This window comes from Neochlamydia sp. AcF65 (genome assembly GCF_018342435.1).
GTDB lineage: Bacteria > Chlamydiota > Chlamydiia > Chlamydiales > Parachlamydiaceae > Neochlamydia.
Genome location: NZ_JAEMUE010000027.1, coordinates 1 through 12,323, shown reverse-complemented (window position 1 = coordinate 12,323; position 12,323 = coordinate 1). Strand labels below are relative to the sequence as shown.

At 39.3% G+C, this 12,323-nt stretch carries 22 protein-coding genes; 1 reads left to right on the top strand and 21 read right to left on the bottom strand.

What is annotated here, in order from left to right; all coding sequences use genetic code 11:
* Positions 1-31 precede the first annotated feature (31 nt).
* The 21 genes from secY to NEOC65_RS02315 form a co-directional block, all read right to left on the bottom strand.
* Positions 32-1,405, bottom strand: a complete 1,374-nt coding sequence (secY, locus tag NEOC65_RS02415; RefSeq protein WP_166154589.1) for a preprotein translocase subunit SecY — start codon at positions 1,403-1,405, stop codon at positions 32-34.
* A gap of 33 nt (positions 1,406-1,438) precedes the next feature.
* Positions 1,439-1,888: a 50S ribosomal protein L15 gene (gene rplO, locus NEOC65_RS02410; RefSeq protein ID WP_166154587.1), complete on the bottom strand. Its 450-nt coding sequence runs from the start codon at positions 1,886-1,888 to the stop codon at positions 1,439-1,441.
* Entirely contained in the window at positions 1,885-2,385 is a 501-nt protein-coding gene (gene rpsE / locus NEOC65_RS02405) for a 30S ribosomal protein S5 (RefSeq protein ID WP_166154585.1), read from the bottom strand. The genes rplO and rpsE overlap by 4 nt, the downstream gene beginning before the upstream one ends.
* A gap of 32 nt (positions 2,386-2,417) precedes the next feature.
* Positions 2,418-2,789 carry a 50S ribosomal protein L18 gene (gene rplR, locus NEOC65_RS02400; protein ID WP_039383819.1) on the bottom strand — a complete coding sequence of 124 codons (372 nt, stop codon included), beginning with the start codon at positions 2,787-2,789 and terminating at the stop codon, positions 2,418-2,420.
* Between the two features lie 31 nt (positions 2,790-2,820).
* A complete protein-coding gene (gene rplF, locus NEOC65_RS02395; protein ID WP_166154583.1) occupies positions 2,821-3,366 on the bottom strand; it encodes a 50S ribosomal protein L6 in 546 nt (181 codons plus the stop codon).
* A 38-nt stretch (positions 3,367-3,404) separates the two neighbouring features.
* Positions 3,405-3,809, bottom strand: a complete 405-nt coding sequence (gene rpsH, locus NEOC65_RS02390; protein WP_039383816.1) for a 30S ribosomal protein S8 — start codon at positions 3,807-3,809, stop codon at positions 3,405-3,407.
* Between the two features lie 16 nt (positions 3,810-3,825).
* The gene (gene rplE, locus NEOC65_RS02385) at positions 3,826-4,383 is read right to left on the bottom strand and encodes a 50S ribosomal protein L5 (protein WP_166154581.1); all 558 of its coding nucleotides are present in this window, start codon (positions 4,381-4,383) and stop codon (positions 3,826-3,828) included.
* 8 nt (positions 4,384-4,391) lie between these two features.
* A complete protein-coding gene (gene rplX, locus NEOC65_RS02380) occupies positions 4,392-4,751 on the bottom strand; it encodes a 50S ribosomal protein L24 (protein ID WP_213155592.1) in 360 nt (119 codons plus the stop codon).
* A 15-nt stretch (positions 4,752-4,766) separates the two neighbouring features.
* Complete coding sequence (gene rplN / locus NEOC65_RS02375; RefSeq protein WP_039383811.1) at positions 4,767-5,135, bottom strand: 50S ribosomal protein L14; 369 nt, start codon at positions 5,133-5,135, stop codon at positions 4,767-4,769.
* 33 nt (positions 5,136-5,168) lie between these two features.
* Positions 5,169-5,408 (bottom strand): 30S ribosomal protein S17, encoded by a 240-nt coding sequence (rpsQ, locus tag NEOC65_RS02370; protein ID WP_166154579.1) that lies wholly within the window; start codon positions 5,406-5,408, stop codon positions 5,169-5,171.
* A 27-nt stretch (positions 5,409-5,435) separates the two neighbouring features.
* Positions 5,436-5,636: a 50S ribosomal protein L29 gene (gene rpmC, locus NEOC65_RS02365; RefSeq protein WP_039383808.1), complete on the bottom strand. Its 201-nt coding sequence runs from the start codon at positions 5,634-5,636 to the stop codon at positions 5,436-5,438.
* A gap of 9 nt (positions 5,637-5,645) precedes the next feature.
* On the bottom strand, positions 5,646-6,065 hold the full coding sequence (rplP, locus tag NEOC65_RS02360; protein WP_039383806.1) for a 50S ribosomal protein L16: 420 nt from the start codon (positions 6,063-6,065) through the stop codon (positions 5,646-5,648).
* Positions 6,065-6,712, bottom strand: coding sequence for a 30S ribosomal protein S3 (gene rpsC / locus NEOC65_RS02355; RefSeq protein WP_213155591.1), 648 nt, complete (start codon positions 6,710-6,712; stop codon positions 6,065-6,067). Before rpsC ends, rplP begins: the two co-directional genes overlap by 1 nt.
* A 3-nt stretch (positions 6,713-6,715) precedes the next feature.
* Positions 6,716-7,057 carry a 50S ribosomal protein L22 gene (rplV, locus tag NEOC65_RS02350; RefSeq protein WP_166154575.1) on the bottom strand — a complete coding sequence of 114 codons (342 nt, stop codon included), beginning with the start codon at positions 7,055-7,057 and terminating at the stop codon, positions 6,716-6,718.
* A complete protein-coding gene (rpsS, locus tag NEOC65_RS02345; protein ID WP_039383797.1) occupies positions 7,054-7,335 on the bottom strand; it encodes a 30S ribosomal protein S19 in 282 nt (93 codons plus the stop codon). Before rpsS ends, rplV begins: the two co-directional genes overlap by 4 nt.
* 2 nt (positions 7,336-7,337) lie before the next feature.
* Positions 7,338-8,183 carry a 50S ribosomal protein L2 gene (gene rplB, locus NEOC65_RS02340; protein ID WP_213155590.1) on the bottom strand — a complete coding sequence of 282 codons (846 nt, stop codon included), beginning with the start codon at positions 8,181-8,183 and terminating at the stop codon, positions 7,338-7,340.
* Positions 8,184-8,202: 19 nt separating this feature from the next.
* Entirely contained in the window at positions 8,203-8,538 is a 336-nt protein-coding gene (rplW, locus tag NEOC65_RS02335) for a 50S ribosomal protein L23 (protein WP_213151091.1), read from the bottom strand.
* 44 nt (positions 8,539-8,582) lie between these two features.
* On the bottom strand, positions 8,583-9,272 hold the full coding sequence (rplD, locus tag NEOC65_RS02330) for a 50S ribosomal protein L4 (protein WP_166154571.1): 690 nt from the start codon (positions 9,270-9,272) through the stop codon (positions 8,583-8,585).
* A gap of 23 nt (positions 9,273-9,295) precedes the next feature.
* Entirely contained in the window at positions 9,296-9,967 is a 672-nt protein-coding gene (gene rplC / locus NEOC65_RS02325) for a 50S ribosomal protein L3 (RefSeq protein WP_213155589.1), read from the bottom strand.
* Positions 9,968-10,200: 233 nt separating this feature from the next.
* Positions 10,201-10,755 (bottom strand): hypothetical protein, encoded by a 555-nt coding sequence (locus NEOC65_RS02320; RefSeq protein WP_213151092.1) that lies wholly within the window; start codon positions 10,753-10,755, stop codon positions 10,201-10,203.
* A gap of 570 nt (positions 10,756-11,325) precedes the next feature.
* Positions 11,326-11,472 carry a hypothetical protein gene (locus tag NEOC65_RS02315; protein ID WP_213151093.1) on the bottom strand — a complete coding sequence of 49 codons (147 nt, stop codon included), beginning with the start codon at positions 11,470-11,472 and terminating at the stop codon, positions 11,326-11,328.
* Between the two features lie 524 nt (positions 11,473-11,996).
* On the opposite strand from NEOC65_RS02315, the gene NEOC65_RS02310 reads away from it, so the two are divergent.
* The coding region (locus NEOC65_RS02310; protein WP_213155588.1) for a DUF4277 domain-containing protein at positions 11,997-12,323 on the top strand (327 nt) is incomplete at its 3' end.

Below are 12,323 nucleotides of genomic sequence, written 5' to 3'. Positions count from 1 at the left end.
TACATGTAAAGCTCACTTGCAAATATTATTTTTATCCTCTTCCTCTTATCCTACCTTTCTTCATAAAGCCTTCATATCTCTTCATCAATAAATGGGATTCAATTTGCTTCATTGTATCTAAAACAACTCCTACAAGAATCAACAAAGCTGTACCTCCAAAGAAGTAGCTAATCGTTGCTGGCACTCCTAATAGGCGGCCTATAATGGTAGGTAATACAGCAATCATAGCAAGAGAAATAGCCCCTATGAGAGTAATTTTATTCATAGTAGATTCTAAATAATCTTGGGTGGGCTTACCTTGTCTTATGCCAGGTATAAATGCTCCATTTTTCTTCATATCCGATGCTATCTGATCAGGTCTAAACTGAGTAGCAGTCCAAAAGTAGGTAAAAAATATAATTAAAACTACAAACAATAAGATATAGAGCGTACTTCCTGGAGATAGCCACTGAGCGATCTCACTTAATCGGTTACCTGCTCCTGCAAAGGTCGCAATTATAGCAGGAAACATAAGCAAAGAGGAAGCAAAAATTACTGGTATTACTCCTGCATAATTAACTTTTAAAGGAATATAGGAATTTCCCCCTTGTACTTCTTTTCTACCTACTACACGCCTAGCATATTGTAAGGGTATGCGTCTATGTCCTTGTATGACCAATATAGTTCCTAATGCGACTACAACAAATATCGCTATAAGCACTAGGACCGTCGTAAAATTCATCGCCCCAGGTTCTTGAGAGTTTAAGTTCAGCTGTTGAATAATCAACCCAATCGCTGTAGGCAATTGCGAAACAATACCTACGGTGATAATTAAACTCATTCCATTGCCAATCCCTCTTTCTGTAATCTGCTCTCCTATCCACATCAAGAGAACTGTTCCTGCAGTCATAGTGAAAATGAAAAGCAAATAAAATAGGATAGGCATGCCCCAGATCTGAGCATCTAACAATTCGCCTGTAATTATACCTGGACGGCTATAATTCATTTGAATGGCATATTTAGCAAACATCGCCGATTGGAGGATAGACAAAATGATTGTCAGGCCACGTGTATACTTGTTAATTTTTCTACGGCCCTGCTCAGCATTTTCTTTAATTTCACGCTGCAAAGAAGGCCACAAAGCCACCACAAGCTGCATAATAATAGAGGCAGAAATATAGGGCATAACACCTAAGGCAATCACTGTCATCTGGGAGAATGCGCCTCCTGAAAATATATCAACGAGTTGAAAAAGGTTCTGTCCCCCGCCTGTTGCGTGCCTAAAAAAACTTACTGCCACTTCTCCATTGATTCCAGGGACGGGTATAAATCCTCCCACACGGTAGACTGCTAGCATTAAAATTGTAAATAGAATCTTTGCTCTTAGCTCTGGGATCTGAAAAACTTTCTGTAGCTCTTTGAACATCTTCTACCTCGATTTAGTAAGCGCTCTTAATCTCTAAACAATTTCAATAGCAATTTTTGCTTTTTGTAGCTTTTCTTGCGCTGCTGAAGAGACGGCTTTTACTTCAATTTTAACTTTTTTATTCAATTCCCCATCCCCTAAAATTTTTATTCCACGGCTTTTGCCACGAAAGAAACCCTTTTCAGCGAGTGTTTGAGCATTTACAGTTTCACCGTCACTATACATTTCATTAAGTTGACCTAGATTGACAGTTTCATATTTATTGCTGAATCGTGCGTTACTAAAGCCTCGAATAGGTAGCTTCATAAACAGACGAAACTGGCCACCTTCGTAGCCTAGACGCCTTTTATACCCAGAACGAGAGCCTGCTCCTTTTTCACCCCGGCCGCAAGTTTTGCCTAGTCCAGAGCCAATTCCTCTACCCACACGTCTACGTTTTTTTCTTTCTCGCGATACATCTTGTAATTTATTGAGTGATGTCATCCTTGGCCTCTCATCTGTTTAATTTGCTCACGTTTTTTCAAGTGGGACAAAGCTTTGAAGGTTGCACGTACCTGATTGATTGGGTTATTAGAACCAACACTTTTTGCCATCACATCTTTAAGACCTGCTAATTCAAGTACAGCTCGTACTTTAGATCCAGCAATAACTCCTGAACCAGCCGGCGCAGGCTTAAGTAAAATAGCAGCGCCATCCCAGTTGACCAAAACCTCGTGAGGCACTGAAGTCCCTTCACTAGCAAAGGTTATCATGTTCTTGCGAGCAGACTCTCCACCTTTACGAATAGCATCAGTTAACTCATTGGCTTTAGCAAAGCCATAACCAATGCGGCCTTTTCCATCGCCCACTAGAATTAAAGCTGAGAAGCTAAACTTGCGTCCACCTTTTACTACTTTGGAGCAGCGGTTAATATAAAGAACTTTCTCGTTAAATTCAGAATTAGTTCTTTCTTTTTTGGGATTGTCATTACTTTTTGCCATTAGGTCTATCCTAAATTTTTTCCAAATAGTTTTTAGAATTGAAGCCCAGCTGATCTTGCTGCTTCAGCAAGGGCGGCTAAAATTCCGTGATACTTGAATGGTCCTCTATCGAAGACGATTTCTTTTATATTATTTTTTTGTGCAATTTGCGCAATTTTCTCACCAAGTTTAGCAGCTGAAAGTTTATTTTTTCTAGCGAATTCAGTATTCTTAAATTCATTTGAAAAAGTTGCAGCACTACCGATGGTAACATGATTATCATCATCAATAAGTTGCACTTGAATATGCTTATTTGTTTTCACTACACATAAGCGTGGCTTCTCACTTGTGCCATGAATCTTTTTACGTACTCTTAAAGCGCGCTTAATGCGTAATTTATGTCTTTTTTTGGTTATATTAATCATACGATCCTCATTGAGCCTTTCTACCTAACAATTATTTTTTCGCAGAAGCCGACTTACCAGCTTTTTTACGGACATACTCGCCTGCATAACGAATACCTTTACCTTGATAGGGTTCCGGAGGCCTGATCGCACGAACCTGTGCAGCAAACTGTCCAATTTGTTGAGGGTCAGAACCTGAAATTACAATCGTCGTATTTTTCTCTACTGCTACTTGCAAACCCTCAGGTATTGTCAACTTAGTAGGATGTGAATAACCAACTTGTAAATCTAATAATTGACCTTGCACTACCGCTCGGTAACCTACGCCGATCATTTCTAACTTTTTAGTAAAACCTTGCGATAAGCCTACCACCATGTTATTGATAAGGGATCGATAGAGCCCATGGTAATTACTCATTTTTTCATACCCCGAGGCCAAATTAACTTGAAGATGATCGTTTTCAATGACCAGCTCAATGCCAGAGATGATTTCGCGGGTCAGAGTTCCTTTAGGGCCTTTAACAGTTAGGGTAGAATCTTCAAGCTTAACTTCTATACCTTTTATCAAGGGAATGGGTGCTTTTCCTTTACGAGACATTTATAAACTCCTTCTAATGGGCAAACTATACCTAAATATTACCATACCAGGCAGAGCAATTCGCCACCGATATGTCTTTTACGAGCTTCGTTACCTGCCATTAATCCTTGCGAAGTAGACACAATAGAAAGACCTAACCCACCATAAAAGTGTGGAATATCTTCATGTCCAACATATTTTCGTAGACCTGGCTTTGATACTCTTTTTAGTCCTTGGATAACAGGCTGTCGACCTTCAACATATTTGAGGAAGAGTCTGATAGTTCCACGGTGATTTTGGTCTTTATTTACTAAATAATTTTCGATAAAGCCATATAATTTTAGAATCTCCGCAAGGTTTTCTTTAAGCTTGCTCCAGCTAACATCAACATAACGATGTTCTGCTTTGGCAGCATTTCGAATCCTTGTGAGGAAATCGGCTACGGGATCACTAGGTATTGCCATGATTTCATCTCCTATCTTAAGCTATTACCGAGACCGGCAGGTTATTAAAAGGGAGTCCAAGCAGACGGAGGAGCTCTACACACTCAGCATCTGTTTCGGCGCTTGTAACAAAGGTGATGTGCATCCCTTGTGTACGTTTAACTTCGTCAAGATTAATTTCAGGAAAAACCTGCTGATCATCAAGTCCTAATGTATAGTTGCCTTGCCCATCACATTTGGTAGGAAAGCCCCTAAAGTCACGTATACGTGGGCTGACGATGTTGGATAAACGATCAAGAAAATCATACATTCTTTCTCCACGTAATGTGACCTTAATACCTATTGGTTGGCCTTCACGCAGTTTAAAGTTTGAAATAGCTTTTTTCGCTTTAGTAATTACCGGCTTTTGTCCAGACAACAGGGTCAACTCATTAACACAAGCTTGAATAGCATTTTTATCCTTTGAAGGCTCAGCGATACCCATATTGACCACGATTTTTTTCAAACCAGGGATGTTCATCGGGTTTGTATACCCGAACTTCTCTTGTAGCGCAGGCTTAACCTTTTCTAGATAATTTTTCTTTAACCTAGACATTATAACTTTCAACTCTTTTTAGATTTTGTTTTTTTAACAACACGATGAACAACATGCTTGTCATCTTGCTTGTAAACCCATTCCTTATGGCCTTCTTCACTTTTTTGAGCCTTAAGTTTAACAGGGTTATCTTCAGTATTTAACACTTTTAAATTAGAGATATGAATACCTTTCTCTAGTTCAATGATACCACCATGGGGATGAGCTTCACTTTTTTTAACGTGCTTTTTGCGCAGATTAAGCCCTTGCACCACGAGTTTATCACCCAAACGTGCAATCACTTCACCCTTTTGTCCTTTAAAGTTGCCCGCGATAGCGATCACTTTATCGCCTTTACGGATTGCTTTGTGTGTTTTAACTTTAGTCATGTACTAGCCCTTTTATTAAATCACTTCTGGTGCCAGTGAGGCAATTTTGAGAAAATCTCTATCGCGTACTTCACGAGCTACGGGTCCAAAAATACGTGTACCACGTGGATTGTTTTTGTCATCGATCAATACACAAGCATTCGTGTCGAATTTCAAAACTGTTCCATCATCTCTTTTAATAGGTGCAGCTGTTCTGACAATCACTGCTTTGACCACATCGCCTTTTTTGGCTCCGCCTTCTGGTTCAGCTTCTTGTACTGAGCAAACGATAATGTCACCTACATGCGCATAACGGCGTTTAGAACCACCCAATACTTTAAAGCATTTGACGCGCTTTGCACCTGAATTGTCGGCTACTTTGAGCTGCGTTTCTTGTTGAATCATACGTTGCTAACTCCAAATATATTATGCAATTTGCTAGGCGACAACACGCCATCTTTTTAATTTTGATAGTGGCCTTGTCTCCACAATAGTAACCTGTTCGCCTATTTCATAAGGCCGTCCTTCATTATGGGCAAAGACTTTCTTATTTCTTTTAGTCACTTTGCCATATACAGGATCTCGCAGCCTTCTTTCAATCTTGACTACTAAAGTCTTAGCCATTTTATTAGAGACTACAATACCTTTTTTTTCTTTACGATTTCCTCTTTCGTCCATCTTCTAACCTCAAAGTTGGTATATTATTTATGCTAACCGCTTTTTTTCGTTGATGACAGTCAGCAAGAGGGCAATTTCCCTTTTCTTATGGCGTACTAAATGAGGCTTTTCTACTTTGTTAGATTGCTTCATTTCATTTATAAGGTTAAAAAGATCTCTACGTGCATCCTTACAATTGGCTTCTAAATCTTCTAACGATTGGTCTCTAAAATCTTTAGCTTTTTTCATTCTACTACCTTATACTTGTTCAACACGTTCGACAAATCGTGTCTTTAGTCCAATTTTAGCTGCAGCACGTCTCAATGCATGTTGAGCTTCTTCTTTTGAAACGTTACCCACTTCAAACAGTATTCTACCTGGTTTGATAACCGCTACCCAATGGTCAAGTCCCCCTTTACCTTTACCCATACGCACTTCTTGGGGCTTTTTAGTAACAGGCTTATCCGGAAAAATTCTTATCCAAACTTTTCCTTTACGCTGGAAATAGCGGTTAATAGCCACACGGCATGCTTCAATTTGCTGATTAGTGAGCCAACCGCGCTCAAGAGCTTGTATACCAAACTCACCAAAGTGAACGAAAGTCGCTCCTTTACTCAAACCTGAGCAGGAACCTTTCATTGTTTTGCGGTGTTTTGTTTTCTTAGGCATTAAAGGCATTACTGTTGGCCCTCCTTCACTTGATTATCTTCACCACGGTAAATCCAGACTTTCACTCCAATACTACCATAAGTTGTTTCTGCACGTCCCATGGCATAATCAATATCAGCCCGGAGTGTATGTAAAGGAGTACTCCCCTCTTTATACCATTCTGTCCGTGCAATTTCTGCTCCCCCTATACGGCCAGAACATTGCATTTTAATTCCTAGAGCACCAGCTTCAATGCTAGATTGCATCGCTTTTTTCATTGCACGCCTAAAGGGAATTCGTCTTTCTAATTGCTTTGCAATAGCATCGGCTACAATTTTTGCATCAAGATCAGGTCTTTTAATTTCTTCTACTTCAATCCAGACTTCTTTACCTGTAAGTTTAAAGAGTTCTCCGCGTAATCCTTCAATTTCAGAACCTTTTTTACCAATAACCATCCCTGGACGGGCTGTGCAAATAGTCACTTCGATTTTTTCGCTCATGCGTCGAATTTTTATTTGCGAAGTACCTTGACACTGAGGTTTTTTCATTAAATACTCTCGAATTTTCTTATCTTCGACGAGTAAAGTACCAAATTCTTGTTTATTCGCATACCACTTTGAACGCCATTTTTTATTCCGAATAAGGCGGAATCCTATTGGATTAGTTTTTTGTCCCATTCCTTACTCCTTTCCTGAACTGACTATAATAGTAAAGTGACTTGTTCTTTTTAAAATCGGATGGCGACCACCCTTATTTTTGGGCTTTGCACGTTTAAGTCTTGGCCCTTCATCAATACGTACTTCTAATACTTTAAGATCTTCGCGGCGTAGATCTAGCTGCGTTTCAGCATTAGCAACAGCGCTATCTAAGGTTTTTTTTAAGAGACGCCCTGCTTTTAAATTGCTATACAATAATTGGAGGTTAGCTTGTGGAACAGGCAGCCCTCGTATTAACCCTGCGGCAAGCCGTGCTTTACGGGGGCTAATTCTAATATACTTGCTTATTGCTTTTGCCCTATTCATTTTGATTGTGCCTCTGCTTTCTTAATTGGATGGCCTTTGAAATTACGGGTAGGAGAAAATTCACCCAGACGATGTCCAACCATATTTTCCGAGACAAAGACAGAAATGAATTTTTTGCCGTTATGCACTTCAAAAGTGTGTCCGATCATTTCAGGAATGATCATCGATCGTCTTGACCATGTTTTAATTGGCGTTTTGCCCCCTTTACCATTCATATCTTCAACTTTCTTATGAAGATGGTGATCAATAAAAGGTCCTTTCTTGAGTGATCTTGCCATACTTATTTTTTCCTTCGATCTTTAACAATAAACTTGTTCGATTTCTTTTGAGATCTAGTTCGAAGCCCTCGTGTATACAGCGCCCATGGTGTTTGTGGGATGTTACCCTTATGCTTTCCTTCACCACCACCGTGCGGGTGGTCGACAGGGTTCATCGCAGTTCCGCGAACGGTTGGGCGAATCCCCTTCCATCGCATACGGCCAGCTTTACCTTCTACACGCAAATTATGCTCCGAATTGGAGACCATTCCAAAAGCTGCACGGCAATTTTCACTCACCATACGCACTTCACCTGAAGGCATTCTAATTGTTGCATATCCGCCACTTCTGGCCATCAACTGAGCAGAAAGTCCAGCAGAACGAACCATTTTAGCTCCTCTACCGGGAATCATTTCTATAGCATGGATAGTAGAACCCAAAGGCATAAATTTTAACTTCATGCAGCATCCTACACTAAAAGGAGGCTCATCGCTTGTCTGCACTACATCTCCATCTTTCAAACCATGAGGAGCCAAAATATAGCGTTTTTCACCGTCAGAGTAATTAAGCAGTGCTATATAAGCCGATCTGTTAGGATCATATTCTATAGAAGCTACGCGAGCTGGTATATTTTCCTTATCTCTTTTGAAATCAATTATTCTGTAATGACGCTTATGCCCACCACCTTTATGACGACAGGTAATATGCCCATTGTTATTACGTCCATTCGTTCTTTTTTTAGGCAGCATCAGCGACTTCGTAGGCTTTATCTTAGCACGGCTACCTTCTTTGGCACGAGTGAGCGTTTCATTGATTGGAAGGATTAATTGACGTGTACCCGCCGTTATGGGACGATATTTTTTTAACATAACTCTCTTCGCCTCTTATTTATACGTTATCAAGGCTATCGCCTTTTTCCAGGGTAACCATAGCTTTTTTAAAACCAGGCTTCATGCCTGAACGACCACGAACACGTCTTGCTTTAGGCTTAACGTTAATTGTATTGACAGCTACTACTTTAACATTTCTGTCGCTGTAAATCTCTTCAATGGCATTAGCAATGTCAGTTTTATTTGCTTTGCGATCGACTACGAATACATACTTCGGGGATTCGCAACGCTTCAGTGAGGGATTACTACTGGCATTTTTAAGCTCTTTCAATACCAAGGCTTTCTCGGTAACATATTGATGTTTCACAACTTGGTAAGGATTTTTTTTTGACATTACTCTATTCCTTTCATCTATAACTTGGTGTTATTCCTTATCTATCAAGGACAAAGCCACTCAACCAATTCAATTAGGGCAGGTTCCGTCACTACTATATCTTTAGCAACTAGAACATCATAACCACTAATGTTAGTGGCTAGTGAAAACGAAACTTTTGGTAGATTGCGCACGCTTTTAATAAAATTATCATGTTGATCATGATGTATGGATACGCGCTTTGTTTCCTCTTCAGTCTTAACTTCTGCATAATGAGCTTCACCTAAAAACATTACCCTATTATTTGCTAAGCCTGTGACCTCTAAAAAGTCAGCCATAACTTTAGTTTTAGGTTCATTAAGAACAGATTCTGTAAGAACATGTAAACGATTTGCAGCAATTTTTTCAGCAAGCAAACAGCGAATTGCAGCTTTTCGTTCTTTTTTGTTAATACGAACATGCTGATCAAATTTAGGCCTTGGCCCAAAAACACGACCGCCCCCTTTATACTGAGGAGCTGAAAGCATCCCCTGACGAGCACGCCCTCCACCTTTCTGCGGATGAGGCTTTTTTGTTGAGTGATTGACCTCAGAACGGGTCTTAGTATTTGCCGACCATTGGCGAGCATTGGCTCTGATAGCGACGATATAATCTTTAATCATCTGCCCATGCGCTTCAGCATTAGCTAATCTTTCATCAACTATCACTTGGCCAATTTCCTGACCTTTTAAATTATATTTTTTCAGTGTTGCCACAAGATAACTCCAGAAATTTTTTACTAGCTAGCTTTTTTTAAGCTTGTTTTTTTCACCGATGGGGCAATATAGACCAATCCATGCGTAGGACCTGGCACAGCACCCTTTACGATAATCACCTGTTCTGCAGGCTTTACCATGACCACTTCTAAATTTTGAATGGTGATAGTTTCACAACCCATATGACTAGGACGTGGGCTATTAGGAAGCGAACGACCTGGTGTTGAGCGCATACCTGTGGATCCAGCATGACGATGAAATCCCGAACCGTGTGATGCAGGCCCCCCAGAGTAATTATACTTTTTCATTGTACCTTGATAACCTTTACCCTTTGAAACTGCTGTGGCATCAACGAATTTTACATCAGCAAAAAGGTCTATCGCTAATTCTTGACCTACTTGATATTGTTCAATGTTATCAACCTTTGCTTCCGAAAGGTTTTTACGTGGAGATACAGATGCTTTACTGTAATGTCCGCGCAAAGGTTTGGATAGACGATTCGCCATCGTTCGCTGGTCTTTAACATGAATTTTATCAAAACCAATCTGAATAGCATTATAACCATCAATCTCTTTCTTCTTGATCTGGACAATAGCATTTGGTTGCACTTCAATAACCGTACCCACAATACTATTTCCATTCTCATCAAAAAGCTGGATCATTCCACGCTTTTTGCCCATCAGTTTAGGCGCCATATGAAAATCCTTAACCCACTATCTTGAGTATTTGAGCAATCATTTTTTTATATTACAATCTAAGAAATGAATACCTGTATAACTAGTGATAAGCTGCGTGCGAAGCACGTTCTTAACAGCGCTAAACAAGTGAAAACATTTTTGGCAGCTTATTAAATTTTCATCTAATAAAATTGCTTAAATGAAAAGACTATCAAAGTGGAGTATTTTTCTCAACAGATATTTAAAAAAAATTACTCTATAGATTTACATTCCCCTTTACAGTTACCCTTTAAGAGCTTTTCTTTGATCAATACTTTGATAATTTCTCCATCTTTTAGCTTTCTTTTTCTTTTTAGCCGCCCTACATCTGCTTTTTCTAGTGGTTCAATTAGCTTAATCAGCTCCTCCATTAAAGTTCCTTTAAGAATAGTTAACGGGCCTGTTTTCCTAGCAGCCCCTTCTACTTTCACTGTAATATATTCTTTGTAAGGCACTTTGATTAATTGGCTGTTTTTGACTTTTTTATTTAAAGAAATCTTACCTAAATCCGCCTCAAGAAGAACTTTAGCTTGCTCTAACACATTTGCTAAAGTAGCTGTTTTTTCAACATTATATAAGCCCGGGAGCTCAACAGCTCCTTCTACACGTACAGTCTGAAGCCTATTATATAAATGATGGGGTTCAGAATATTTTCTAGAAGATAAAAACCAATGCTTATGAGTAAGGCAGGTCAATACAATCATAAATAAAATCAAGCAGACAATAACGACCCATTCACGCTTAGGAAGATTTTCTTTTGGAGCCATACTGTGGATATCTACCTTTTAATTTCCTAAATAGTTTTATATCTGCAGTTTTGGTAACTGAAAGCCTTGTATGTGGCTATCCTCTGAAGGCCGCTATAGGCGCTGCCACTATTAAAGCATGTGTCACATTTAGCTCCTTTATCTATATTCCTATAAACTTCTCTAACATTTTCTTCCATTTTTGTTTTTAAATAAGCCAGCTTAAAGTTTCTTGCGATGTCATCTGTAGTGGATAGGCCTTCTCTCATAAGCTATGGAGAATGATTATGTATATGTAAATGTGCTGGAAAAAAATTTAAGAAGGTATTAACTCCTCGCAATTTGTCGTATAAATTGCTAAAAAGTGAATGAGTGTTTTTGCTTAATAGAATATAACTTTTTACTGCAAGCTGTAGGATATGAGCTAACTAAATTGAAGAATGAGGGATTTAAATTTTCTGTAACTAGGTTAACAGGTTATAAGCAGCGAGACTAGAAGGAAAAATGTGCGTTCGTTTAGTACAAAGCAACATTAGAGACCCTATGCGGTCTGAGTTAAACCAGGCTATCTTGTAGCGTATCGACTTTGATTTAGGGCCATATTCCTTGCATATATGCAAGCTGAATGAGGGTGATAGCAGTGATAAAAGGGCCTTTACGTACAGGGTTGATAAACATCTTAAGAGCTTGGCAGCGAGCTGTAAAAGAATCGTTATATAGCAGAAAATATTTATACACCAGACACCTTTGTAAGCTTTAAAGATAGAGCAAAGTTTACCTGTTACACGTAGGCCTACCCAGACCCAAAAGGCTAGAGTGCTGATATCTAAAGCATTTTATGATAAGCTAGTAGAGATAATGGAAAGCTAGCGAGCTTCTGAGAGTATATTCTGCTATGCAAGTGTTGAACAAAGATGGTTAGCCATTTTCAGCCAAGCAGCCTAGCAAAGAGAATGCCGTGCATAAACCAAGCATGGCCTGAAGGGCAGCGAAAAAAGGTTAAAGCTTTTCTTAATCCTCTAGCCCACCAAAAGCCGGGCAAGTACCTTCTAATGCTTAGCTATCGCCTAGAAGAGAGCGTAGCTTGTTCTTTGCTTAACAAGGTAGATTTAGAGAGGAGTAAGGGGCTTTCCATCCCACATTCCGCAGGTTAAAACAATGGTTGGATAATTTTTTTATTATTTTGGTAAATTGACTTAAGTTTTTTTCAAGAAAAAACTAAGCTTGTTCCTCTCAAAGCAAAGAAAGAGAGGATATAAGCGATGGAAGAGTATAGTAGCAAAGATCTTGACCACTTAGGGATTGTTTCTGCTATGTGTGACGAGATCAATTTAGTGAGCATGATAGATCAGCTCATTCCCCCTGATCCCCGAGCTATTATAACAACAGGAGAATGCATCAAATTGATGGTCATCAATGGGTTAGGTTTTACTTCACGTCCCTTATATTTAGAAGCACAATTTTACGCAAGTAAACCTGTGGAACGATTATTAGGAAGAGCGTGTAGATCTGAAAATATATCGGATGATCGTTTAGGTAGAGCTTTAGATTGCTGCTACGAATATGGATGTGATGCTATCTTTTCAGCC

What these genes read in the sequence shown, in the direction of transcription:
- secY (WP_166154589.1), bottom strand. Translation starts at nt 1,405, where the DNA reads ATGTTCAAAGAGCTACAGAAAGTTTTTCAGATCCCAGAGCTAAGAGCA.
- rplO (WP_166154587.1), bottom strand. Translation starts at nt 1,888, where the DNA reads ATGACATCACTCAATAAATTACAAGATGTATCGCGAGAAAGAAAAAAA.
- rpsE (WP_166154585.1), bottom strand. Translation starts at nt 2,385, where the DNA reads ATGGCAAAAAGTAATGACAATCCCAAAAAAGAAAGAACTAATTCTGAA.
- rplR (WP_039383819.1), bottom strand. Translation starts at nt 2,789, where the DNA reads ATGATTAATATAACCAAAAAAAGACATAAATTACGCATTAAGCGCGCT.
- rplF (WP_166154583.1), bottom strand. Translation starts at nt 3,366, where the DNA reads ATGTCTCGTAAAGGAAAAGCACCCATTCCCTTGATAAAAGGTATAGAA.
- rpsH (WP_039383816.1), bottom strand. Translation starts at nt 3,809, where the DNA reads ATGGCAATACCTAGTGATCCCGTAGCCGATTTCCTCACAAGGATTCGA.
- rplE (WP_166154581.1), bottom strand. Translation starts at nt 4,383, where the DNA reads ATGTCTAGGTTAAAGAAAAATTATCTAGAAAAGGTTAAGCCTGCGCTA.
- rplX (WP_213155592.1), bottom strand. Translation starts at nt 4,751, where the DNA reads ATGACTAAAGTTAAAACACACAAAGCAATCCGTAAAGGCGATAAAGTG.
- rplN (WP_039383811.1), bottom strand. Translation starts at nt 5,135, where the DNA reads ATGATTCAACAAGAAACGCAGCTCAAAGTAGCCGACAATTCAGGTGCA.
- rpsQ (WP_166154579.1), bottom strand. Translation starts at nt 5,408, where the DNA reads ATGGACGAAAGAGGAAATCGTAAAGAAAAAAAAGGTATTGTAGTCTCT.
- rpmC (WP_039383808.1), bottom strand. Translation starts at nt 5,636, where the DNA reads ATGAAAAAAGCTAAAGATTTTAGAGACCAATCGTTAGAAGATTTAGAA.
- rplP (WP_039383806.1), bottom strand. Translation starts at nt 6,065, where the DNA reads ATGCCTTTAATGCCTAAGAAAACAAAACACCGCAAAACAATGAAAGGT.
- rpsC (WP_213155591.1), bottom strand. Translation starts at nt 6,712, where the DNA reads ATGGGACAAAAAACTAATCCAATAGGATTCCGCCTTATTCGGAATAAA.
- rplV (WP_166154575.1), bottom strand. Translation starts at nt 7,057, where the DNA reads ATGAATAGGGCAAAAGCAATAAGCAAGTATATTAGAATTAGCCCCCGT.
- rpsS (WP_039383797.1), bottom strand. Translation starts at nt 7,335, where the DNA reads ATGGCAAGATCACTCAAGAAAGGACCTTTTATTGATCACCATCTTCAT.
- rplB (WP_213155590.1), bottom strand. Translation starts at nt 8,183, where the DNA reads ATGTTAAAAAAATATCGTCCCATAACGGCGGGTACACGTCAATTAATC.
- rplW (WP_213151091.1), bottom strand. Translation starts at nt 8,538, where the DNA reads ATGTCAAAAAAAAATCCTTACCAAGTTGTGAAACATCAATATGTTACC.
- rplC (WP_213155589.1), bottom strand. Translation starts at nt 9,967, where the DNA reads ATGGCGCCTAAACTGATGGGCAAAAAGCGTGGAATGATCCAGCTTTTT.
- NEOC65_RS02320 (WP_213151092.1), bottom strand. Translation starts at nt 10,755, where the DNA reads ATGGCTCCAAAAGAAAATCTTCCTAAGCGTGAATGGGTCGTTATTGTC.